This is a genomic window from Bacillus sp. 179-C3.3 HS (assembly GCF_047229225.1).
GTDB lineage: Bacteria > Bacillota > Bacilli > Bacillales > Bacillaceae > Bacillus.
This window is the reverse complement of sequence record NZ_JBFEFT010000029.1, coordinates 1-22,685: the sequence shown is the minus strand read 5'-3', so window position 1 is coordinate 22,685 and position 22,685 is coordinate 1. Positions and strand designations below refer to the sequence as shown.

Sequence of the window (22,685 nt, the reverse complement as noted above, 5' to 3'; positions counted from 1 at the left end):
ACAGCGATCATCGTATTCCAAGGCATGGGGACTAACTCCTTTCATTTGTTTTCATTTTTTTGATCTTCCTGTGTTAGGAAATCTGATAATGTAGACTATATGTAAAGTAAGTATAGAGAAAGATGGGTATGAAAAGTCAGCATATCCAGTTTAATGAGGTGGTAAAATGCTAAAGATTGAAACTTTGGTTAAAGATATAAATATCCACAAAGGTAACAACCCTACTTTTTTACGATTTGATCATCCAAGATCTGCTGATTTAGTGAATCAAACTTTAAATGAAAATGAACATGATTATCTAGAAGGTGCAATCAGATTAGAATATAACTCTGAATTGATCCTAACCGAAAACATGGAAACAACCGATTTGTTATTTACATGGCAAACATTAGTTGAACCTATATTAACACCTGGTCATCATGAGTATGATATATCAATATTAGATTCCTTATATGAGATTAAGATATTAACCAATCACTCAGGATTTAAATTTTGTATGAATAATGCAGCATTAAAAGAAAATCAAATGTCAAATACAATTTCTAAAGATGAGTATTCAAAAGTAATAAGAGAGGGATTCTTAGCGTTTGGGGAATTTATCGTCAATAATCAATTTACTTTTTCTGAAGAAAGTTCCTATTCGTCTTTCGTTCAAGATTATAAAGCTTTAAAACAACTAAAAGAATAAATAATTGTAATATTGCCATGCTAAATAAAATCATTAAGAACAGAAGAGTTAAGTCTCTTCTGTTTTTTTACTACATAGATTTCTTACATAAAACCCTTATTAGGCTAGGGAGTGGGGCATATCAGGCAAAAAAAACTGGACCCTAATAATGTATAAATTCTAATTTTCCATATTTTATTTACTTTTCCATAAAAATCACTATTAAAAACAGTTCACCCCCCACGTCCTTTGTGACATCCAAACCAGCCACTTCACAACGCCAGGCGTAGGACAAGCAAGTCCCGGCAAAATCCGAATTATCGTCATAACGATATTGGTATTTGTTTTATTATCGAGAGGATGTTTTATACCTAAGTCGTCAGCTATTTGTAATGTTACTTCTCGATCTAAAGGGAATTGCTCACGAATATCTATTACGTTGTCTGCCCAATCATAGAAGCAATGGTAGTTAAATTCTAAATCTGATAATAAATGATGCTCACGTGATGTTTTCCACCCTATAAAACGATGAACACGTCCGCTAGATGGTACATCTTGAAGAGTTAACCAAGGCTTATAAAGAGCAAGTTCAGCTTGCCCTTTACCTTCCTTAATGTATCGAGAGATTTTCGCTTCAGTCCAACCTATTTGACGTTTAGCCATATAGTCACCTCATTTCATTTAGAAATCTGGCGTAGGTTTTTCTGAAAAACCCAGTTCTGCTATTTGCATAATTGATGTAAATAAAACATTGCTAATATACGTCTCCGGTAAATCTCTTAAACGTGCATAGTGAGTTAATTTCCATCCCTGTGCTATTGCTCGTTGACCATAACTTTCGCATGAAGCTATGACTGAATTCTGAGCATGAATTTTTGTGATTTCTCTAGCTTGATATCTTTGAGTGCTGTTAGCAACTGATCGATAAATAACGCTATAAATCTGTGAGACTGAAAAATGTTCTAAAAGCTCCTCAAAAACTTTTATTGTCTTCTCTCCAGGATTAAACGTATAGCCCACCTTATGCATTTGATATAACAAATACTGTAAGCATTCATTCAGTGCAACTTGTCTCCAACTCTCGTAACAAAAATCTTTAAAACCTTCTTCATTGTTCAAATGAGGATACATTAATCTCTTAATCATAGCATCGTAGTCGTCATCTTCTGGCATGACATTCAAACGATAATGAACTTTATAGATATAGTAAGCAAGTTTATATTGTTTTTCATCTTCTGATACAAACTCTATTTCAAAGTCATCTACTTTTGATTGCAAGCTAGGAACTAGAATGTTTCTACCTGTTAATGTCTTTATTATTTCTCTCTCATATTCTGTTGTAGGTGCGATTTTCCCCTCAATGTTTTCTAGAGGTTCAATATAACTTGTATCTTCTGAAAGAGCGCCTCGTAATATAACCGCTAAATAAAGTCTATCTTCTAAGCTCAAATCTGTCTCTAAAACCATCTCCCAATTATCTTCTTCATAATGATCACATAATAATTGTCTTTTCTTCTCTATTAACTTTTTTTGGCGCTCTTCCTCTAATCTTTTTGCTTCCATTCTTTCCTTTTTACAAAATTTGCATCTACAAAAAGTTGTTTCTTGATGTCCACAATTACAACAATATCTCTGTTGATTATTAAAGTAATTAGAGTAAGATCTAGATTCTAGATGCATAACAATAGGCGATTCACATTTTATACAATACTCACCATTTAATACAGCAGGAAATACTTTTACTAGATTTGATGCGGTTGTTTTTATTTCATATTCTGACAAAAGATCCTTAATTTTCCCTCCATCATAATATGCTGCTATTAATTCTACAATTTGTTCTTTAGATAGATGGCTTAATTTTTTATCTAAGTTACTAAAATTTAAATTATCAATTGATAATTTCATTGAAAATTCCTCCTAGAACAAAAACATCCGTTCGCTTATAATTATAAGTGAACGGATGTAAAACTTCCATATTTAAACAACTTTATTATTCGCAAACATAAAAAATCCGATTTAATTTAAACCCTACTCCACCGTCACACTCTTCGCAAGGTTACGTGGTTTATCCACATCACAACCGCGGTGAAGCGCAGCATAGTAAGAAATCAACTGTAATGGGACAACAGACGCAAGTGGTGCAAGTGCTGGGTGTACAGCTGGAAGGACGAAACGGTCGCCTTCGTCTTCTAGGCCTTTCAGTGAGATGACACATGGGTTTGCACCACGTGCAACAACTTCTTTAACGTTCCCGCGAATGCTTAGATTCACGTGCTCTTGCGTTGCAAGGGCAATAACCGGTGTGCCTTCTTCAATTAAAGCAATGGTGCCGTGTTTGAGTTCTCCGCCAGCAAACCCTTCTGCTTGGATGTAAGAGATCTCTTTTAGCTTCAATGAGCCTTCAAGGCATACATAGTAGTCAAGTCCTCTTCCGATAAAGAATGCGTTACGTGTCACTGTGAAGAAGTCACGAGCGATTTGTTCCATTTCATCCTTTTGATCGACAAGGGCTTCCATTGCGTTTGCCACAATTCCAAGTTCTTTCACAAGGTCAAACCCAAGAGATTGGCCATTTAATTCTGCTGCAACCGATGCAAGAATTGAAAGAACAGCGATTTGGGCTGTGTACGCTTTTGTTGAAGCTACTGCAATTTCCGGACCTGCATGAAGAAGCAATGTAAAGTCTGCTTCACGTGATAGCGTTGAGCCTGGCACGTTCGTGATCGTTAATGCTTTGTGACCAAGTTCTTTGACTTGAACAAGTACAGCACGGCTGTCAGCAGTCTCCCCAGATTGAGAAAGAAAGATGAACAACGGCTTTTTCGATAAAAGCGGCATGTTGTAAGAGAATTCACTTGCCACATGCACTTCTACAGGTACTTTCGCCCAGTCTTCAATATATTGTTTACCAACAAGTCCTGCATGGTAGCTCGTTCCACAAGCCACGATGTAAATGCGGTCTGCTTCTGCTACTGCGCTTGCGATATCGCCAGCGACTGACAGCTTGCCGTTTTCGTCTTGATATTCTTGGATGATTTTGCGCATGACAAGCGGCTGCTCATCCGTTTCTTTTAACATGTAGTGAGGATATGTGCCTTTCTCGATGTCGCTTGCATCTAGCTCAGCGATATAAGAAGGACGTGTCATGATATCACCGTCAAGGTTTTTAATGATAACCTCGTCTTTTGTGACAATGACCATTTCTTTATCCATTAATTCCGCATATTCGTTTGTTACTTGAAGCATCGCCATTGCGTCAGAAGCGACAACGTTGAAATCTTCTCCGAAACCAACCAATAATGGGCTTTTGTTTTTCGCCACATAGATTGTTTCTTTGTTTTCGTTATCGAAAAGAGCAATTGCGTAAGAGCCTTTTAGTTGAAGAAGCGTTTGACGGAAAGCTTCCTCTGTATCAAGACCTCTGTTCACAAATTGTTCGATGACTTGAACAACAACCTCTGTATCTGTGTCGCTTTTTAGTGTGACGTCTTGTAAATATTCGCGTGTCATCTGTACATAGTTCTCGATCACACCGTTATGAACAAGCGTAAAGCGGCCAGAAGCACTTTGATGCGGATGTGCATTTAGATGGCTTGGTACACCATGTGTTGCCCAGCGTGTATGTCCGATTCCTGCTGTCGATGCCACGTTTGCATCAACAACCTCACGAAGCTCAGCGATGCGTCCTTTTTCTTTGAACACATGCACGCCTTCTTCGTTTGCCACAGCGATACCTGCTGAGTCATATCCGCGGTACTCAAGCTTCTCTAAACCTTTTAATAAGATTTCCTTCGCATCATTCTGACCAATATAACCTACGATTCCACACATAAATATTCTTCCTCCCGATCATGTGAAAGGGACAAAGAAAGCCTACTAAAATAGAAGGGACATTTCTCCGTCCCTCTCTACATGTTTATTTTGGGAGATCATGTGTATTCCCTTTGTACAAAGAGTCACCTCTTTGGTTTAAAGAAACACTTGCGGCTGTGATCTCTTTTGATCAGCCGGGAGGCATCCGCCGAAAATTCGATAACCTCCATCCTCGTCAACTAAGCAACTGTCGTCCGGGCTTAGTTCGGGCGCTATAATTATAATGGTTTCTGAATCTCTACCCTGCCTTTCCTAGTAGAATCATCATTCAGTAACACAAGGATGATTGTACTATAAGGTCTGACCACCGTCAATCACAATTTAGCGAGTGATCCCCATCTTTTGACAAATCGAGACCTCCCTACATCATATGCGATGAAGCTCGTCAAGTTCTACCTTTGCTGTACTCTCCTATGTATGAGGGCACTCACGTGAGCCCTCAAATATAACATTCGTACAGAATACACTACTTATGACGTTTATGTGAAAAAAAGCAAACCGCTAGGCGCGATTTGCTTTTTACTCTTACTCAATACCCATTTCTTCTTTTACAACAGCTGTGATTCTGGACACATATTCATCACAGAGCTCTTTTGTTTTGGCCTCTGCCATAACACGTACAAGCGGCTCCGTTCCAGAAGGACGCACAAGGATACGCCCATCACCATTCATCTCTTTTTCAACTTCTTGGATGACAGCTTTCACCTTTTCATTTTCTTCCACTTTGTATTTATCAGATACTTTGACATTGACCAGAAGTTGCGGGAACTTTTCCATTTCCGTTGCAAGCTCTGACAATGTTTTCCCTGTTGCTTTTAACGTATTCACAAGCATGATGGCTGAAAGCATGCCGTCACCTGTCGTATTGTAATCAAGGAAAATTAAATGACCTGATTGCTCGCCGCCAACATTATAGCCATCCTTTTTCATCGCCTCGACCACATAGCGGTCACCAACAGCGGTTTGGATGCTCTTAATGCCTTGTTTCTCTAACGCTTTGTAGAAGCCTAAGTTACTCATGACCGTTGACACCACTGTGTCATCCTTTAATCGACCTTCGCCCTTCAAGTAACGTGCACATATGTACATAATTTGGTCGCCGTCCACGATTCCACCTTTTTCATCCACTGCAATTAAGCGGTCGCCGTCACCATCAAACGCAAGACCAATATCTGCTCCCTTTTCCATCACAAAAGCAGAAAGTGCCTCTGGATGAGTAGAACCGACTCCATCGTTGATATTCAATCCGTTTGGTGATGTGCCCATTGTCGATACATCTGCATCTAAATCAGCAAATAAATGGGTTGCAAGAGAAGATGTCGCTCCGTGTGCACAATCAAGTGCAACATGAATACCTGTGAAATCTTCATCCGCTGTTTGCTTCAAGAACTGCAAGTATTTTTGACCGCCTTCAAAGTAGTCATTGACCGTTCCGAGATCTGCTCCAACTGGTCGTGGTAATTGATCGACTGGCTGATCCATGAGCTGCTCGATTTCATTCTCTTGTTCATCTGACAGTTTAAAACCATCGCCGCCGAAAAATTTAATGCCGTTATCTTGAACTGGATTGTGAGACGCTGAAATCATCACACCTGCTTCAGCATCCATCGCTTTCGTTAAGTAAGACACACCTGGTGTTGAAATAACACCTAAACGCATCACTTCCGCACCAATTGAAAGCAAACCTGCAACGAGTGCCCCTTCTAGCATATGACCGGATACACGTGTATCTCGCCCAACAAGCACCTTCGGACGTTCTTTATCTTTTGTGAGGACATAGCCACCAAATCGCCCAATTTTAAATGCGAGCTCTGGCGTTAATTCGCTATTCGCCACACCCCTTACACCATCAGTTCCAAAATACTTACCCATGTTTCATTCGCTCCTTTTCTTACCATTCGAGAGGTCGCTTCATCCTCTTTTGTACTTCTATTATCCGCTGTCATTGACTTGATTTTATTGTTGCTTTGTCCTGTGTCGATTGCTCTTTATTCTTCTCTTCCTTCACGTCATCATCAGATGAATGATCAGAGGCCGGTTGATCCCCGGAATCGGTCGAGGTGAGTTTGACTTTCACCTTTGATCTCGATAATGTCCATGTGACATTTTGAGGTCCGTTCACTTGCAACTTGACCTCGTGTGTCCCTTCGTCCAAGTCTCCCACATTGATATAGGCCTCAATATCTGAAGCCTTTAGTTTATCAATCGAACCTTTTGATCCTTTTGCTGTTAACATGAACCGCCCAGAAGACGGGCTCACAAATTCAGAAGTCAGACCTTTACTCAGTCCTACGACGGAAATTGGTATATTATCGATCTTTTTTTCTTCAGCTTTTGCAACCTTCACTTTGATCTTAATTGTTTCAGGGGAAACTTTCTTCACACCGTCTGGCAGTGGAATACTGGCATCAATCTCTGTATCATCTTTGATTTTGCTAAGGTCCAGCTTGACACCATCAATAAAATCAAGTGCATCCAACACTTTTTGAGAACCATACACCGTGACCTCACTCGGACTCGCTTCAATGCTTTCGATACTGATATCGTCCGGTAATTTACCTGTCCTTTCAATTTTAAAAGGAACCTTCTTGCTCGGGCTCGTGATAGGGACGGTAATATCCACAACCGATGGGCTCACTTCGACAGGCAACTCGTTCCCACTGCTATCATACACAGTGAGCTTCGCTTCTTTTTGAATTTGTTGATCGACATCTTCTAAATTCACAAATGCTTTAATGACCGATATTTTGTCAATGACATCCTTTGATCCAGTGACCGTTACCTTTTTCGGGTTCACGATGGGCTGTTCAGGTGAATAGCCGTCTTTGATTTTATTTTGATTATAAAATTCCGCTTCGACAGGGAATTCAGCTGTTGTTTTTTCTTGGATCGTCACTGTTGTCACAGACGGATTCACTGTTAATGTGATCCCATTTGATACATCTCTTGCCTTCAGTTCAACTTTATGTGTCCCTGTCGTCAAGTTTTGCATATCTGCATATATTTCAAAATTCTTTGTCTGCCTTGCTGTTTTCACAGCACTTGTTGATCCTTTAATGGTGACGTTGACTGTCTGCGGTACACCAGTGACGACATACTTCTCGTCATCATAATACGCTTTAACAGGAATGTCCGTTAAGGTTGCCTCATCTGTCGTAGATGTTGGGAAAAAGGATTCACCGATTTTTTTCGGCGTGGGCGCTTGCGCTGAATTGACTGCTGCATACAGCAGTAGCGCGAAGACCAATGCAAGAAACTTGACGGCCCAGCGATTTTTCAAAATCTTATCCATTTTTCTTGCCCCTCCAATACCATTTGGTCGAGGAAGCATCTTTACTGTTGTTACTAAACTCTGCAATGAGCATGTTTTCAAGCGCTTCTTCTGTCAATTCTCGATGGAGATCCCCATTTCTAGCGACACTGATGCCGCCTGTCTCCTCTGAGACGATAACGGTTAAGCTGTCAGTCACTTCACTTATACCTACTGCCGCCCGGTGACGAGTTCCTAATTCTTTCGAGATAAAGGGACTCTCTGACAGTGGTAAATAACAAGCGGCGGCTGCAATCTCATCACGCTTCATAATAACTGCTCCATCATGTAGTGGTGTATTCGGAATGAAAATATTAATAAGCAATTCAGAACTGACCTTTGCATTTAAAGGAATACCTGTCTCTATGTAATCATTCATTCCCGTATCACGCTCAATTGTCAGCAACGCCCCTATTCTGCGTTTCGCCATATAGTTAATTGCTTTTGTAATTGCCTCGATCGTTTTTTGCTGCTGTTCCTCTACAGGTGTTCCACTTCTCGAAAAGAAACGGCCGCGCCCAAGCTGCTCAAGCGCTCTCCTAAGCTCTGGCTGAAAAATAATAATGATCGCAAGGAATCCCCACGTAATCGCTTGATCCATCAGCCATTGAAGTGTGTTAAGACCGAGATACGCACTTCCCATCCTGACGAGAACAATGACCACAATTCCCTTTAAGAGCTGAACCGCTTTTGTTCCGCGGATGACCATCATTAATTTATATATCACATACCAAACAACGAGAATATCAACAGCATGACCGAGGTACTGCAAAATAGGAATATCCCCTAAAGCCATTTCCTCGTCCTCCAGATTTTTCAAGTTTCTTCGTATGATGCATTTTAATAAAAAAAGAGCCTATGTGTAAATACATAGCGTGGCTATTATACCACATTTTGTTTCAGCAAGGAAAATGCCTGCCATATATGGCTTACATCACGCACAAAAAAAGAGCAGCCCCCAAAAAAGAGTCTGCTCTATGCTGTTTGATTTATTTTTGCTCCTCTGGTCCAATGATTCTCATCACATCTTGTGCTGTCGATTTCATTTTGTACCAGATCCAATCAAACACTTCGTTAATTTCATTGATTTGACCAGTGACTTGTCCGGCAGAAGCAGTCAAATGCTCCCCATTAACGACTGTTACATTTCCATCAACTTTGCCTTCTACAATCAACTTGCCATTTTTGACCGTGACATCCCCTTTGACGGTTTCACCTTTAGGTACAGTCACTGTATCATTTTCAACAACGAGATTCGGTTGCTTTGACACACTGAAATTATGATCCGTATTCCAGCTCGTAAATAGGCTTCCTCCCATTAAAATGAGGAAAAGAGCTGCGGCCACGATGAGCGGGTGCGCTTTGATCCACCGGTGAACGGACACACGCTTTTTCTCTTTTGGAAGACCTGCCATCACCTTTGCAGTAAAATCAGATGGTGCTTCTATATGAGATGTACTCTGCACAAGCGCGATGGATTTCTCAATTTGTTGAAAATGAGTACGGCACTCCTCACACGATTGCAGATGGCTTTTTAATACTTTTTCATCTTCGGGAAAAAGATCCCCGTCTAAATACTGATGCATAAGCTGGACGATTTTATCTTGACAGCTCATTAAAATCACCTCACTTAAAGGTCTCTCAACTGTTTCCGGAGAGCCTCTCTCCCCCTGTGTATTCTCGTTTTCACCGTACCAACCGGTATATTCAGAATCTCACTAATTTCTTTTAATGAGAGTTCGTCTATATACTTTAATACGATGACCGATCGATATTTATCGGGTAACCTAAGAATTTTTTGCTGAATGGTGCTCGATAATTCAAGAGACACCACTTCATCTTCTGGCAAAACGCCATCAGCTGCGATTTGAGAATACATATTCAGTCCTTCAGTTCCTGCCACCTTTGCATCTAAATAATAATCCGGCTTTTTTTTACGAATACGGTCAATGGTCAGGTTGGTTGCAATTCGATAAAGCCAAGTAGAAAATTTACGATTCACATCAAAGCTTTCAATATTCACAAAAGCACGAATAAACGCCTCCTGTGCAATATCTTCTGCTTCGTGTGCATTTCCAAGCATGCGATAGCACAGCTGATAAATTTTATCTTTATACAGGTCTACGATGTCTGCAAATGCATTCTGGTCGCCTTTTTTGACTTGCTTAATTCTTTTCTTAATCATTGTTTCCATCATTTTTCAACCTCTGCCTTCACCGGTCTTTATGTATACGAACCTCTTTCCAAAAGGTTTCATTTTTCCTCTAAAATTTAGTGTAACAAATTTTTCACAGTGTGTTACGCTTATCAGCCAGTAAAAACCTTAATATATTCTTAAAATTCACTTTTCCTTTCTGAAAATAAAAAAGACCGGGAACAAGTCCCGCTCTTACAATAATTTTTCACCCATTAAAGAACCGATTAATGCGACGGCTGCTTCTGCTGTTTTATTTCGCTCATCTAATACTGGATTGACTTCAACAAACTCAGCTGAAGTCAAAATGCCCGCCTCCTCTAAAAGCTCCATCGCAAGGTGACTCTCCCGATAACTAATACCACCTGCAACAGGAGTCCCTACACCTGGACACTCTGCAGGGTCTAATCCATCTAAATCAAGAGATAAATGCACACCATCTGTACTTGCCTTTAAGTATTCAATGGCTTCCTCCATCACCTTTGTCATCCCCATCCGATCAATTTCATGCATCGTATACACCTTAATACCCTTTTCCCTAATCAATGCTCTCTCTCCATCGTCCAAGGAGCGAGCACCAATTAAAATGACATTTTCGGGCTTTATTTTTGGAAAATAACCACCTATATTGATTAAATCACCATGCCCAATTCCTAAACTGACAGCAAGTGGCATACCATGTATATTTCCAGAAGGTGACGTTTCCTCTGTATTTAAGTCGCCGTGTGCATCATACCAGATCACACCCAAATTTTTATAATGCTTGGCAACACCCGCAAGTGTTCCAATAGCAATACTATGATCACCGCCTAAAATAAGCGGAAAAGAACCGGACTGTACGATATGGTCGACCTTTTCAGCAAGCAGCTCATTTGCCCCCGCATTTTCCGTTAAATTTTTTAGCTTCTCACTCGTAAAAAGTCCTTTTTCATCGTCTCTTTGCTCGACTGGAATATCCCCTAAGTCTTCCACCTCAAATGAAAGCGATTCCAATTTTTCTTTCACTCCTGCACATCGAATGGCACTTGGTCCCATATCAACGCCCCTTCTCGTTTGACCAAGATCCATGGGAACCCCCACAAGTGTAATCTTTTGTTTATCCCCCATACGTACATCCCCTTTCCATTCATGTCTTTATTTTACTGTTACACTGGCTCATGACTCAACTCAACAAGATTTTGAATAGTTATACATTCCATTTTCCAAACATAAAAAAGACACCTTTTTATAAAAGGTGTCTTGACTGGGCTAGCTGGATTCGAACCAACGCATGACGGAGTCAAAGTCCGTTGCCTTACCGCTTGGCTATAGCCCAAAAATGGTGGAGGGGGGCGGATTCGAACCGCCGAACCCGGAGGGAGCGGATTTACAGTCCGCCGCGTTTAGCCACTTCGCTACCCCTCCACATATGGAATTGATAAAAGAAAAACAGTGCCGGCAAGAGGACTTGAACCCCCAACCTACTGATTACAAGTCAGTTGCTCTACCAGTTGAGCTACACCGGCATATGGTGGAGGATGACGGGCTCGAACCGCCGACCCTCTGCTTGTAAGGCAGATGCTCTCCCAGCTGAGCTAATCCTCCACATTATGGTGACCCGTACGGGATTCGAACCCGTGTTACCGCCGTGAAAGGGCGGTGTCTTAACCGCTTGACCAACGGGCCAGTCGTCAAGTTTGCTGTTTCCGTGAAGCTGACAAAAGTTATTATATACAGGTTGTCCCCCTTTTGTAAAGGAGAATTTTATTTTTTTTATTTTCTAACAATTCCCCCTCTCTTTTCACCTTATATTTTAAAATTTAGTTTCACCATTTGGATATTCCATTGAAATTTTATATCACGACCAATATACTGAAAATAAAGAAAGAAGGAGGGATGTTATTTGCAACCGTCTCAACTACGTTCTTTAACAACAGAATCAAGAAACCCAAACACAATGGAAATCTCCCAAGTAGACCCACTCACAATGCTCGAGATGATCAATCAAGAAGATTTGAAGGTCGCTGAAGCGGTTCACTGTGTATTGCCACATGTAAAAATAGCTAGTGATTTTGCCTATGAGTCCATTACAAATGGGGGTAGGTTGATTTATTTAGGAGCTGGAACGAGTGGCAGAATTGGTGTTATGGATGCTGTTGAATGTCCACCCACCTATAGCGTTTCACCTGATGTGATTGTCGGCATAATGGCAGGTGGAGACAACGCTTTTTCACACGCTGCTGAAGATGTAGAAGACAGTAAAGAAGCCGGTAAGCAAGATTTAGAACACATTCAACTAACATCAAAAGATACTGTCGTTGGCATTGCAGCAAGCGGAAGAACTCCCTATATACTTGGTGCTTTATCCTATGCGACATCCATTGGCGCAAAAACGGTGGCCCTCAGTTGCAACGAAAAAGCGGAGATAAGCCAGCTAGCTGACTGCGCCATTGAAGTGGTCGTTGGACCAGAAGCAATTACCGGATCGACACGAATGAAAGCAGCAACCGCTCATAAGATGATTTTAAATATGATATCTACCACTGTCATGATTAGACAAGGCAAAGTATATGAAAATCTCATGGTCGATGTGAAAGTCAGCAATCATAAACTAAAAGAACGCGCCATCTCTATCATTCAACACGTGACAAACACTTCCTATGAACATGCAACAGAAACACTGGAAGCAGCAGACCTTGAAGTCAAAACAGCCATCGTCATGCTTCAGACAAACACAGACAAGAAAACAGCGAAAGACTTACTAAACCAAACGAACGGACACATTAACAAAGCCATTTTACATGATCAATCCTAAAAAGGAGGGTACTCTATGTCAGCAGGTGGACTGACCTTACTCCATACAATGAAATCAAAACTCCCCAAATCCGAAAAAATGATCGCAGACTATATCATCGCCCATCCTGACAAAGTCATAAAAAGCACAATACACGAAATGAGTCAGGCTGCTGGCGCAAGTAGCTCTGCCGTCATCCGCCTTTGTAAATCTCTTGGGCTAAATGGGTATCATGATTTAAAAATGCGAATTGCTGGGGATTTAATGGATACTAATAAACAAGGCTATAGAGATATTGAACAAGATGAACCTCTTCACTCCATTATTCAAAAAGCAGCAGGAAATTCAATTCAATCCATAAAAGACACGGCGGCTCTTTTAAATGAAGACTCTTTAGAAAAAGCTGTTCAGCTACTACTATCAGCAAAACAAATCCATTTTATCGGCGTTGGTGCATCTGGCATTGTTGCCGCCGATGCACAGCAGAAATTTCTGAGAATCAACTATGCAGCCACAGCATTTACTGACATGCACATCGCCTCCACAGTCATCGCAAATGCGGGAAAGGACGACATTGTTTTCGGAATATCCTTTTCAGGGGAAACAATAGATATCATTCAGACATTACAACTCGCCAAAGATCAGCAAGTGAAAACCATTGCCCTAACGCATCCAGGTCAGACTAGCGTTTCTGCGTTATGTGATGTACATCTATCAACTGCCGGTTCCAATGAGGCGCCCTTTCGAAGTGCTGCCACTTCCTCTAGGTTGGCACAGCTCTACTTAATCGATGTCTTATTCCTCAGTGTCGCTTCCCGTCAATACGTGCAAACCGCACATTATATTGATAAGACAAGGCATGCCATCCACTCCATGAAACGGAAAACAAAGGGGGATTCAACATGAGTCAGCAAGAGAAATATCAGCAGTTAGCGGAAGATATTCTTTCGCTCTGCGGTGGTTCAGATAATATTTCTTCCCATACACATTGCATGACACGTCTCCGTATTACGCCGATTGACAACGAGAAAGTACAAATGAAAGAGATGAAAGAGCTTGATGGCGTGATTGGCGTCGTCGAGGCGGAAACACTTCAAATCATTTTAGGCACCGGCGTTGTCAATCAAGTATCAATTGCATTTGAACAGCTACTAAGCAACTCTGGAACATACCATTTAAATGACGAAGCAAAAAAGAACAAGCAAGCCATTTCACAGAAAAACCGTACCCCCTTCAAATTATTTCTACGACGCATTGCCAGCATCTTTATTCCCATCATTCCGGCACTCGTTGCCTCAGGTCTTATTACAGGAATCACAAAAGCCATCGTGCAAGCAGGCTGGCTTGATGGAAAATCGCAAACCGCCATGATTTTAACGGTCATTGGTTCAGGTTTGTTTGCCTATCTCGGTATATTAGTAGGGTCAAATGCCGCGAAGGAATTTGGCGGGTCACCTGCATTAGGTGCACTCGCTGGTATTCTCATCATCAACCCAGCCTCAGCAGACATTATTTTATTTGGCACAAATATTCTACCAGGAAGAGGCGGACTGATCGGGGTGCTTCTTGCAGCCATTTTTATGGCATTCGTTGAAACCAGAATGAGACGCCTCGTTCCACCATCACTTGATATCATCGTCACACCAACCATCACACTCCTCATTACAGGTATCTTTACGTATGTGATCTTCATGCCAGTTGGCGGGTTTCTATCTGATCTCATCACCGCTGGACTCACTTACCTATTAAACATTGGCGGTATCTTCGCTGGTTTTGTACTAGGTGCTACCTTCCTCCCTCTAGTTGTAACAGGACTTCATCAAGGATTAACACCGATCCACATGGAGCTCATCCATTCCATTGGGGATGATCCTCTACTGCCAATCCTTGCAATGGGAGGCGCAGGACAGGTAGGAGCTGCTTTCGCAATTCTAAAGAAGACGAAAAAGAAAAAGCTAAAAAGAGCCATTGCAGGTGGACTTCCTTCAGGTATGCTTGGCATTGGAGAACCACTTATATTCGGTGTCACGTTGCCACTTGGAAGACCGTTCCTCACTGCCTGTCTCGGCGCTGGAATCGGCGGCGCATTTCAAGCCTATTTCCAAATTGCAACCAAAGCAATTGGTGTCTCTGGACTCCCGCTAACCTTTATTGTCCACACACATCAAATGCTTCTTTACTTAATCGGTCTGTTCATTGCATATTTGGCTGGATTCATCTTCACATACTTATTTGGATTTCATGATGACATGGCGAGTGAATTCAAGGATACGAATGAATAAGGAGGCGCCGCAATTGAAGAAATACTTTTTCATCATGACATGTCTGCTGATGCTCATTGGCTTACCTGTGCAAACATTCGCAACTAGCTCTCTCCATGCACCTGAAGAATACCCTGTTTTAAAAAAAGTGAAAAAGCCAGAACAAGTAGGCTTTTCTTCTAGGCAACTTAGGAAGGTTGATCAAATGATTCAAAACGATATCGACGCTGGATTTCCAGGAGCCGCTCTCATCATCATCAAAAACGGGAAGATCGTCCATCAAAAATCCTACGGCTATCGGCAAAAATACAACGGTACATCCACACTCAAGTCATTTAAAAAAATGAAAAAGAATACACTATTCGATTTGGCGTCTAACACAAAAATGTATGCCACGAACTATGCCCTTCAAAAGCTTGTATACGAACAAAAACTAGACGTGAATGAAAAAATACAAGCGATTCTCCCAGACTTTCAAGATGAACGGGCAGCTAAGATAACCGGAAAAGATCAACTTCGTGTAAAGGATCTTCTCACCCATTCTGCAGGGCTCCCATCCAGTGTCTTATTTTATAGCAAAGAAGCAGCTGGCTCATTTTTCTCACAAGATAGAGAAACGACCATGAAGTGGCTTCCTAAAGTACCCCTGCAATACGAGCCAGGAACGCAGCATGTATATAGCGATATCGACTACATGCTTTTAGGCATGATTATCGAAAAAAAGACAGGAATGCCTCTTGATCAATATGTAGAATCTACGATCTATCGGCCACTAGGTCTCAAACATACAACATTCAATCCACTGCAAAAAGGATTCAAACCGAAGCATTTTGCAGCAACAGAGCGCTTAGGGAATACACGTGATGGTGTGATTGAATTTGAACATATTCGACGATACACCTTGCTAGGTGAAGTACACGATGAGAAAGCATACTACTCAATGGCTGGAGTCTCAGGTCATGCAGGTCTTTTCTCTAACACTTCAGATATGGCCGTACTTCTCCAACTTATGCTCAACAAAGGCAAGTATGGAAAGACAACTATTTTTGATCAAGCATCCATTGATCTCTTTACAACATCCTCAGACACGAATCCAACTTACGGTCTAGGCTGGCGAAAAAACGGACACACTGACATGAACTGGATGTTTGGGACACATGCAAGTAAAGAAGCATATGGTCACACGGGTTGGACTGGAACAATGACATTAATTGACCCAAAACATCAACTAGGCATCGTTTTATTAACGAATAAAAAACATTCGCCTGTCATTTCACCTGGAACCAATCCTAATCAATTTTCAGGTGACCTGTTCCCTACGGGTACTTATGGAAGCATCATGACCGCAATCTACGAATCTTTTCAGTAAAAGGAGGAATTAGATGTTCAAATCTCTCGTTCCCGCTACCCTACTGTTGTCCTTGCTAACCTCATCCATTCCAATGGAGAAGGTTAGCTCTGCCCCCATTCCAACGGCTAAGCGAATGGTTCAAGACATGTCACTCGATGAGAAAATTGGCCAAATGCTCATGCCAGACTTTCGTCATTGGCAAACAAAAAATGAATCTTCACCTATAGGCTTAACAAAAATGAACAAAGAAGTATCTCAACTTGTGGAAAAATATCATCTAGGCGGCGTCATCTTATTTGCAGAGAATGTCACTGAAACAAAACAAACCGTCAAACTCACTCATGAATTTCAAAAAGCATCCCCAAACATTCCTTTACTCATTTCAATTGATCAAGAAGGAGGAATCGTCACAAGACTACAAAAGGGAACACATTTCCCAGGAAATATGTCGATTGGCGCCTCTAGAAGTATAAAAAATGCATATGACACAGGAAAAATCATCGGGAAAGAATTAAACGCTTTAGGCATCAATACAAACTTCTCACCTGTTCTTGATGTGAATCATAACCCAAATAACCCCGTCATTGGTGTCCGTTCCTTTGGCTCTGACCCTGCACTTGTCACAAGACTTGGTCTTCAAACGATGAAAGGACTTCAAAAGGAAAAGACCATATCCACATTAAAACATTTTCCAGGACATGGTGACACAGCTGTCGATAGTCACTACGGACTGCCACTCGTTGAACATGACATAAATCGTTTAAAAGAGGTTGAACTGTATCCATTTCAACAAGCAATCAACGCAGGTGCGGATATGGTCATGACCGCCCATGTTCAATTCCCAGCTATTGACGACACAACTTATCAAAGTAAAAAAGATGGCGAAAAAATCATGGTTCCCGCTACTCTATCTAAAAAAGTGATTACACACTTATTAAAAAAAGAGATGGGCTTTCAAGGTGTTGTTGTGACGGACGCCTTAAATATGAAAGCGATTGCGGATAACTTCGGACAGAAAGAAGCCGTAGTGATGGCCATTAAAGCAGGCGTCGACATCGCCCTCATGCCAGCACCTGTCACCTCCCTAAAAACGGAGAAAAACCTAGACAATGTGTTCAATGCTTTAAAACAAGCCGTTTTAAATCAGGAAATCCCGATGTCTCAGATCAACCAATCTGTCGAAAACATTCTTCAATTAAAGATCAAACGCGGCATCATTTCCACCAAAAAACCAGCAACTCTTGAAGAAAAAATCAAAAAGGCGACTCAAATCGTTGGGAAAAAGTCGCATCGTAAAGCAGAACAAAAAATGGCGCGTGAAGGAATCACTTTGCTTAAAAATAAAAACAAGATCTTACCTTTTAAGCCTAAAAAGGGTAACAACATTGTGGTCATGGCACCTTACGAAGACCAAACAAAAGCAATGAAGGTCACCATTGAATCACTAATCAAGCAAAAAAAGATTAAGCCTGTCCATCTTCAATCATACGCTTTTGCAAATAAAACCTTCTCAAAGGAAACAGCCAAACTGATTCAAGAGTCAGATTATGTCATTACAGGCTCTTACGTCATCCAAAATGACCCAGCTGTGAATGATGGTGTGATTGATGACAATGTACAGGATCCAAAGAAATGGGCAACCGCCTTCCCTCGTGCTGTCATGAAAGAAGCCATGTCACAAAACAAAAAAATGGTGATGATGAGTCTTAGAAATCCTTATGACGCCGCAAATTTTGAAGAAGCAGATGCCTTACTTGCCGTTTATGGTTTTAAAGGGTACGAAAACGGACAATTCAACCAACCGAATATTCCTGCCGGGCTAGAAGTAATCTTTGGAGCAGCAACACCTAAAGGTAAACTACCAGTCAATATCCCATCTGTCACTCATTCAAATCAAATCCTTTACCCTTTTGGCTATGGACTGAACTTGAAAGGAAAGCAGATCAAATAGGAGGGATTCCTTTGAAGAAGACGACTTGCCTGATACTCGCAAGCATTCTCATGATAAGTACAGTGACGGCAGCCTCCCCCACAGATCAAGGACGAACAGACACAATAGGAAAAAAAACAGCTGTCAAAACAGGGATCGAAACCTTACTCTCAAGTAACCTCTCATGGCTAAAAGGAAAAAGGATAGGGCTCATTACGAATCCAACCGGCATTGATTCAAACATGAAAAGCAGTGTCGACCTCCTCTTTGAACACCCAAATATTCAGCTGACCGCCTTATATGGACCTGAACACGGCGTACGCGGCGATGCACAAGCAGGAGAAGGCATCGAATCCTATACCGATGAAAAAACAGGCCTACCCGTTTACTCTTTGTATGGAAAAACGAGAAAACCAACTCCTGATATGCTTCAACATGTAGATATGCTTCTATTTGACATTCAAGACGTTGGCACTCGTTATTACACCTATATTTATACAATGGCCTATGCCATGGAAGCGGCAAAAGAAAACAACATTCCCTTTGTTGTCTTAGATCGTCCAAATCCCATTAGCGGGCTTAAAGTAGAGGGACCTGTACTAGAACTTGAACACGCCTCATTTGTAGGCCTCTATCCAATCCCATTAAGACATGGAATGACCACTGGGGAACTCGCAAACATGTTTAATAAAGAGTTTGATATCAACGCAGATGTAACAGTGATTAAAATGGAAAATTGGAAGCGAGACATGACGTTCGATGACACAAGGCTCCCGTTCGTCCTTCCTTCCCCTAACATGCCGACAGTTGATAGTACCTTTGTCTATCCTGCCACAGGTCTAATTGAAGGCACAAACGTCTCAGAGGGCAGAGGAACGACAAAGCCATTTGAGCTCATTGGTGCTCCATATATGAATAGCAACGAGCTTGCTGATCATTTAAACCGTTTGCACTTAAAAGGGGTTCAATTTAGACCAGTTTCGTTTACACCAACCTTCTCAAAACATGCTGGCACTTTGTCACATGGCGTACAGCTATATGTAAAAGATCGATCTTCATTTGACGCAGTCAAAACAGGATTGTCTATCATCAAAGCAATACATGATTTGTATCCTCATGACTTTCAGTTCCTACAAACAGGCAGCTTTGATAAACTCATCGGGAATGGCTGGGTCAAAGAAGAAATCAAACAAGGCACATCAATCAAACACATCATGAAACGCTATCATCACGACCTCAAAACATTCGAAAAGAAACGAAAGAAATACCTCATGTATTAAGGCGCAAAAAAACCTCCATCCTTTTAGATGGAGGTTTCTTATATAGATTTAGTTATACCAGATGTGTTCAGTTCAAAACGATGAAGCAAAAAGCCAAAAAGAGCAGCCAGCACTTGTTGGAACAACATACCAATCACAACCGGAACTGCAACTGCTGGGGGAAAAAAGCTAATAGCAAGTACAGCACCTGCACTGATATTTCTCATTCCCCCTGTATACACAATAGCTACAATTTCCCCTTGCGTACATTTCATTGCCTTCGCAATCATCCATGCAAACGCATAACCACTCATCGCAATGAAAAACACCACTGATGCCTTACTAAAAAAAGCAGCATCTAGCTCACGCAAGTAAGGAGCAACAACAGAACTGTTAATCGAAACGACAATGAACAAACCTATTTTCGAAAATGGGGAGAGCGTTTGACTGATGGCTTTCGTCACCTGTGGTTTTACATATTGATGAACAAGCATCCCTAATATAGAAGGAATCACCACCATCCCAAACAAACCCTTCATGATCGCCATCACGTCCATATGTACCTGGGTACCTACGAGCAGTGACAAGCTGGCTGGCACAATAAAAGGAGAAAGCATTGTATCGATTAGAATAATGGATAGAGTTAACCCAACATTACCTTTATACATCGCCGCCCATATTAAACTGGATACACCAGTCGGAATCACCATCGCAAGTGTCAAACCGGTGATTGTCAAAGAATCACCCGCAAAGAGTAGATGCCCCGCCGACCAAGCATATAGGGGCATCAACACATGCAAAATCATAAACGTTAAGATCAAAGGCAATGGATGCATCACCGTATGCTTTAAAGCCGAAAAACTAGCAGACAGGCCTCCTGCAAACGTCATAACAGCAAATACCCACGGCACAAGATACGTAAAATCTTTTAAATATCCCGCTAATAATACCCCTAGTAACACACTAATAGGAGTAATCAATGGCATCATCCGGCCGAGCACTTGATTCAAACGGACAAGCATGCCGGCCACCTCCATCCTTTTATTGTTCTTAAGAACCGACTACTTGCTTTACAAGCTTTTGACTATTTGTATCCATACCCACGACTTCAACATCTATACCTGCTGCTCTATACTTTTCTTTTACACGTTCGATCGCAGCCACACCTGACTCATCCCAAATACGCGCTTCAGATAAATCAATCACAACCGATTGAAGGTTTTCACCTAGATGAAATGCTTGAACCAAATCCGTCACAGAAGCAAAGAATATTTGCCCTTTGACCCGATAGATCCAAGTTCCTTCTGTACTTTCTGAAGACACAATGCGAAGCTTCGATATTTTCGCCACGAAGAAAATCGCACTTAACAGCACTCCCGCAAAAACACCTTTTGATAAATCATGAGTTAGTATCACGATCACAACCGTAACCAACATCACAATAGAATCTGTCTTCGGATTCTTTTTCAACTGTCGGAAAGAACTCCAATCAAAAGTCCCAATGCACACCATCATCATCACTGCCACTAAAGCAGCCATTGGAATCTGAACAACAAGATCACCCATTACAAAAATCAACACCATTAAGAATGCACCCGCTACAAAAGTAGAAAGACGCCCACGTCCTCCTGCCTTTGTATTGATGACCGATTGACCAATCATCGCACAGCCAGCCATACCACCAAAGAAACCAGTAATCATATTGGCAATCCCCTGACCTCTCGCTTCCTTGTTTTTACGACTGGTGGTTTCGGTCATGTCATCCACAATCTGTGCAGTTAAAAGGGATTCAAGTAAACCAACCATCGCAAGTGATAAAGAATAAGGGAAAATGATGGCAAGTGTTTCTAGGTTAAACGGTACATCTGGTATCAGAAAAGCAGGTAAGGAACTAGGCAGATCTCCCATGTCCCCAACGGTTCTGACATCGATATGTCCAAACACGGCAATCACGGTCATCACAATAATCGCTATAAGTGGCGATGGGATGACTTTCGTGACCATTGGCATCAGATAAATGATCAGCAACGCACCACCCGTCATAATATACATCACTAGTGATTCCCCAACGAAGTGTGGAAGCTGAGCCATGAAAATCATAATGGCCAAGGCGTTCACAAAGCCAACCATGACAGATCTCGGGATAAATTTCATTAATCGAGAAACACGACACACTCCAAATATAATTTGAAGCAATCCAGTCAAAATGGTAGCCGCAAATAAATATTGCAATCCATGGTCTGCTACCAAATCGACCATGACAAGTGCCATCGCACCCGTTGCAGCTGAAATCATTCCAGGCCTTCCACCAACAAATGAAATCACAATGGCAATACAAAACGAAGCATACAATCCAACCTTTGGATCAACGCCCGCAATAATTGAAAACGCAATCGCCTCCGGAATCAAAGCCAGGGCTACTAATATCCCTGCCAGTACATCCTGACGCACATGCCCAAACCATTCTTGCTTTACAAATAAATCTTTCAAACCATCTACTCCTTTTTATATACATACCGAACAATGAAAAGAAGATAAAAGAAACCGAACGAGACAAAAACGGGGGATCACACATTACATCACTTTCGAAGATAAAGAGGAACGTACAGAGTCTATTTAGTTAGAGGATTGTTTCACTTTAGTAAGAATAAAAGAAATACATATAAGAATCAAGAACAAAATAAAGGTAATGATTATTGGGAAAAGACGACGAGCTGAGTGTGTTACGGTAATTCCAATAAATAAACACAAAAAAAGCCTTCTCATCATTGAGAAACCTTGTCAGATCAATATATAGAGGAAAGCTTCCAAGCGGGCTCGAACCGCTGACCTCTTCCTTACCATGGAAGTGCTCTACCTACTGAGCTATGGAAGCATGGCTCCGCAGGTAGGACTCGAACCTACGACCGATCGGTTAACAGCCGATAGCTCTACCACTGAGCTACTGCGGAATGGATAAAGTAACTTCTTCCATTGGAAGGATATAAACAAAAAGCTTGGCGGCGTCCTACTCTCACAGGGGGAAGCCCCCAACTACCATCGGCGCTGAAGAGCTTAACTTCCGTGT

The 22,685-nt window shown here is 41.5% G+C and carries 19 protein-coding genes and 7 tRNA genes; 8 read left to right on the top strand and 18 right to left on the bottom strand.

The genetic code is table 11. The annotated features are described in order from the left end of the window. The first annotated feature begins 166 nt into the window (after nucleotides 1-166). Nucleotides 167-688, top strand: coding sequence for a hypothetical protein (locus AB1K80_RS15500; RefSeq protein ID WP_412857701.1), 522 nt, complete (start codon nucleotides 167-169; stop codon nucleotides 686-688). A 201-nt stretch (nucleotides 689-889) separates the two neighbouring features. Here the strand turns inward: AB1K80_RS15500 and AB1K80_RS15495 are convergent, their stop codons facing one another. From AB1K80_RS15495 to glmS, 3 genes are all read right to left on the bottom strand, one after another. Next, nucleotides 890-1,330 carry a transposase gene (locus AB1K80_RS15495; protein ID WP_412857700.1) on the bottom strand — a complete coding sequence of 147 codons (441 nt, stop codon included), beginning with the start codon at nucleotides 1,328-1,330 and terminating at the stop codon, nucleotides 890-892. Between the two features lie 18 nt (nucleotides 1,331-1,348). Beyond that, a complete protein-coding gene (locus AB1K80_RS15490) occupies nucleotides 1,349-2,572 on the bottom strand; it encodes a hypothetical protein (protein ID WP_412857699.1) in 1,224 nt (407 codons plus the stop codon). A 123-nt stretch (nucleotides 2,573-2,695) separates the two neighbouring features. Continuing rightward, the gene (gene glmS, locus AB1K80_RS15485; protein WP_412857698.1) at nucleotides 2,696-4,498 is read right to left on the bottom strand and encodes a glutamine--fructose-6-phosphate transaminase (isomerizing); all 1,803 of its coding nucleotides are present in this window, start codon (nucleotides 4,496-4,498) and stop codon (nucleotides 2,696-2,698) included. 113 nt (nucleotides 4,499-4,611) lie between these two features. Between glmS and AB1K80_RS15480 the strand changes: the two genes are divergently transcribed. Continuing rightward, entirely contained in the window at nucleotides 4,612-4,758 is a 147-nt protein-coding gene (locus AB1K80_RS15480) for a hypothetical protein (protein ID WP_412857697.1), read from the top strand. Nucleotides 4,759-5,065: 307 nt separating this feature from the next. On the opposite strand, the gene glmM is transcribed toward AB1K80_RS15480, so the two are convergent. From glmM to AB1K80_RS15425, 11 genes are all read right to left on the bottom strand, one after another. Beyond that, on the bottom strand, nucleotides 5,066-6,412 hold the full coding sequence (gene glmM, locus AB1K80_RS15475) for a phosphoglucosamine mutase (protein ID WP_412857695.1): 1,347 nt from the start codon (nucleotides 6,410-6,412) through the stop codon (nucleotides 5,066-5,068). A 70-nt stretch (nucleotides 6,413-6,482) separates the two neighbouring features. Then, the gene (locus tag AB1K80_RS15470) at nucleotides 6,483-7,832 is read right to left on the bottom strand and encodes a YbbR-like domain-containing protein (RefSeq protein WP_412857694.1); all 1,350 of its coding nucleotides are present in this window, start codon (nucleotides 7,830-7,832) and stop codon (nucleotides 6,483-6,485) included. Beyond that, nucleotides 7,825-8,646 (bottom strand): diadenylate cyclase CdaA, encoded by an 822-nt coding sequence (cdaA, locus tag AB1K80_RS15465; protein ID WP_412857693.1) that lies wholly within the window; start codon nucleotides 8,644-8,646, stop codon nucleotides 7,825-7,827. Before cdaA ends, AB1K80_RS15470 begins: the two co-directional genes overlap by 8 nt. Before the next feature lie 193 nt (nucleotides 8,647-8,839). Continuing rightward, entirely contained in the window at nucleotides 8,840-9,466 is a 627-nt protein-coding gene (rsiW, locus tag AB1K80_RS15460; protein WP_412857692.1) for an anti-sigma-W factor RsiW, read from the bottom strand. A 14-nt stretch (nucleotides 9,467-9,480) separates the two neighbouring features. Further along, complete coding sequence (gene sigW / locus AB1K80_RS15455) at nucleotides 9,481-10,044, bottom strand: RNA polymerase sigma factor SigW (RefSeq protein ID WP_412857691.1); 564 nt, start codon at nucleotides 10,042-10,044, stop codon at nucleotides 9,481-9,483. A gap of 195 nt (nucleotides 10,045-10,239) precedes the next feature. Continuing rightward, complete coding sequence (gene rocF, locus AB1K80_RS15450) at nucleotides 10,240-11,151, bottom strand: arginase (RefSeq protein WP_412857690.1); 912 nt, start codon at nucleotides 11,149-11,151, stop codon at nucleotides 10,240-10,242. Between the two features lie 136 nt (nucleotides 11,152-11,287). Continuing rightward, nucleotides 11,288-11,359 (bottom strand) — tRNA-Gln (locus tag AB1K80_RS15445). A 4-nt stretch (nucleotides 11,360-11,363) separates the two neighbouring features. After that, nucleotides 11,364-11,448, bottom strand: a tRNA-Tyr gene (locus tag AB1K80_RS15440). A gap of 28 nt (nucleotides 11,449-11,476) precedes the next feature. After that, nucleotides 11,477-11,549, bottom strand: a tRNA-Thr gene (locus AB1K80_RS15435). A gap of 3 nt (nucleotides 11,550-11,552) precedes the next feature. Continuing rightward, nucleotides 11,553-11,628 (bottom strand) — tRNA-Val (locus AB1K80_RS15430). A gap of 6 nt (nucleotides 11,629-11,634) precedes the next feature. Then, nucleotides 11,635-11,709, bottom strand: a tRNA-Glu gene (locus AB1K80_RS15425). Nucleotides 11,710-11,980: 271 nt separating this feature from the next. Here AB1K80_RS15425 and murQ point away from each other — a divergent pair. From murQ to AB1K80_RS15395, 6 genes are read left to right on the top strand one after another with little or no spacing between them, the layout of a single operon-like run. After that, nucleotides 11,981-12,838: an N-acetylmuramic acid 6-phosphate etherase gene (gene murQ / locus AB1K80_RS15420; RefSeq protein WP_412857732.1), complete on the top strand. Its 858-nt coding sequence runs from the start codon at nucleotides 11,981-11,983 to the stop codon at nucleotides 12,836-12,838. A 15-nt stretch (nucleotides 12,839-12,853) separates the two neighbouring features. Beyond that, the gene (locus AB1K80_RS15415) at nucleotides 12,854-13,723 is read left to right on the top strand and encodes a MurR/RpiR family transcriptional regulator (protein WP_412857689.1); all 870 of its coding nucleotides are present in this window, start codon (nucleotides 12,854-12,856) and stop codon (nucleotides 13,721-13,723) included. After that, nucleotides 13,720-15,099, top strand: coding sequence for a PTS transporter subunit EIIC (locus AB1K80_RS15410; protein ID WP_412857688.1), 1,380 nt, complete (start codon nucleotides 13,720-13,722; stop codon nucleotides 15,097-15,099). Before AB1K80_RS15415 ends, AB1K80_RS15410 begins: the two co-directional genes overlap by 4 nt. 13 nt (nucleotides 15,100-15,112) lie before the next feature. Beyond that, complete coding sequence (gene pbp4b, locus AB1K80_RS15405) at nucleotides 15,113-16,447, top strand: penicillin binding protein PBP4B (RefSeq protein ID WP_412857686.1); 1,335 nt, start codon at nucleotides 15,113-15,115, stop codon at nucleotides 16,445-16,447. A 13-nt stretch (nucleotides 16,448-16,460) separates the two neighbouring features. Further along, on the top strand, nucleotides 16,461-18,380 hold the full coding sequence (locus AB1K80_RS15400; RefSeq protein WP_412857685.1) for a glycoside hydrolase family 3 protein: 1,920 nt from the start codon (nucleotides 16,461-16,463) through the stop codon (nucleotides 18,378-18,380). Nucleotides 18,381-18,391: 11 nt separating this feature from the next. Then, nucleotides 18,392-19,639, top strand: a complete 1,248-nt coding sequence (locus tag AB1K80_RS15395) for an exo-beta-N-acetylmuramidase NamZ domain-containing protein (RefSeq protein WP_412857684.1) — start codon at nucleotides 18,392-18,394, stop codon at nucleotides 19,637-19,639. A gap of 38 nt (nucleotides 19,640-19,677) precedes the next feature. Here the strand turns inward: AB1K80_RS15395 and AB1K80_RS15390 are convergent, their stop codons facing one another. From AB1K80_RS15390 to AB1K80_RS15375, 4 genes are all read right to left on the bottom strand, one after another. Further along, on the bottom strand, nucleotides 19,678-20,640 hold the full coding sequence (locus tag AB1K80_RS15390) for a bile acid:sodium symporter family protein (RefSeq protein WP_412857683.1): 963 nt from the start codon (nucleotides 20,638-20,640) through the stop codon (nucleotides 19,678-19,680). Nucleotides 20,641-20,668: 28 nt separating this feature from the next. Then, entirely contained in the window at nucleotides 20,669-22,108 is a 1,440-nt protein-coding gene (locus AB1K80_RS15385) for a SulP family inorganic anion transporter (protein ID WP_412857682.1), read from the bottom strand. A 312-nt stretch (nucleotides 22,109-22,420) separates the two neighbouring features. Beyond that, a tRNA-Thr gene (locus AB1K80_RS15380) sits at nucleotides 22,421-22,493 on the bottom strand. A gap of 1 nt (nucleotide 22,494) precedes the next feature. After that, a tRNA-Asn gene (locus AB1K80_RS15375) sits at nucleotides 22,495-22,569 on the bottom strand. Nucleotides 22,570-22,685: the final 116 nt, after the last annotated feature.

Coding starts and splice junctions, on each gene's coding strand:
- AB1K80_RS15500 (WP_412857701.1), top strand. CDS start 167: ATGCTAAAGATTGAAACTTTGGTTAAAGATATAAATATCCACAAAGGT.
- AB1K80_RS15495 (WP_412857700.1), bottom strand. CDS start 1,330: ATGGCTAAACGTCAAATAGGTTGGACTGAAGCGAAAATCTCTCGATAC.
- AB1K80_RS15490 (WP_412857699.1), bottom strand. CDS start 2,572: ATGAAATTATCAATTGATAATTTAAATTTTAGTAACTTAGATAAAAAA.
- glmS (WP_412857698.1), bottom strand. CDS start 4,498: ATGTGTGGAATCGTAGGTTATATTGGTCAGAATGATGCGAAGGAAATC.
- glmM (WP_412857695.1), bottom strand. CDS start 6,412: ATGGGTAAGTATTTTGGAACTGATGGTGTAAGGGGTGTGGCGAATAGC.
- AB1K80_RS15470 (WP_412857694.1), bottom strand. CDS start 7,832: ATGGATAAGATTTTGAAAAATCGCTGGGCCGTCAAGTTTCTTGCATTG.
- cdaA (WP_412857693.1), bottom strand. CDS start 8,646: ATGGCTTTAGGGGATATTCCTATTTTGCAGTACCTCGGTCATGCTGTT.
- rsiW (WP_412857692.1), bottom strand. CDS start 9,466: ATGAGCTGTCAAGATAAAATCGTCCAGCTTATGCATCAGTATTTAGAC.
- sigW (WP_412857691.1), bottom strand. CDS start 10,044: ATGGAAACAATGATTAAGAAAAGAATTAAGCAAGTCAAAAAAGGCGAC.
- rocF (WP_412857690.1), bottom strand. CDS start 11,151: ATGGGGGATAAACAAAAGATTACACTTGTGGGGGTTCCCATGGATCTT.
- murQ (WP_412857732.1), top strand. CDS start 11,981: ATGGAAATCTCCCAAGTAGACCCACTCACAATGCTCGAGATGATCAAT.
- AB1K80_RS15415 (WP_412857689.1), top strand. CDS start 12,854: ATGTCAGCAGGTGGACTGACCTTACTCCATACAATGAAATCAAAACTC.
- AB1K80_RS15410 (WP_412857688.1), top strand. CDS start 13,720: ATGAGTCAGCAAGAGAAATATCAGCAGTTAGCGGAAGATATTCTTTCG.
- AB1K80_RS15400 (WP_412857685.1), top strand. CDS start 16,461: ATGTTCAAATCTCTCGTTCCCGCTACCCTACTGTTGTCCTTGCTAACC.
- AB1K80_RS15390 (WP_412857683.1), bottom strand. CDS start 20,640: ATGCTTGTCCGTTTGAATCAAGTGCTCGGCCGGATGATGCCATTGATT.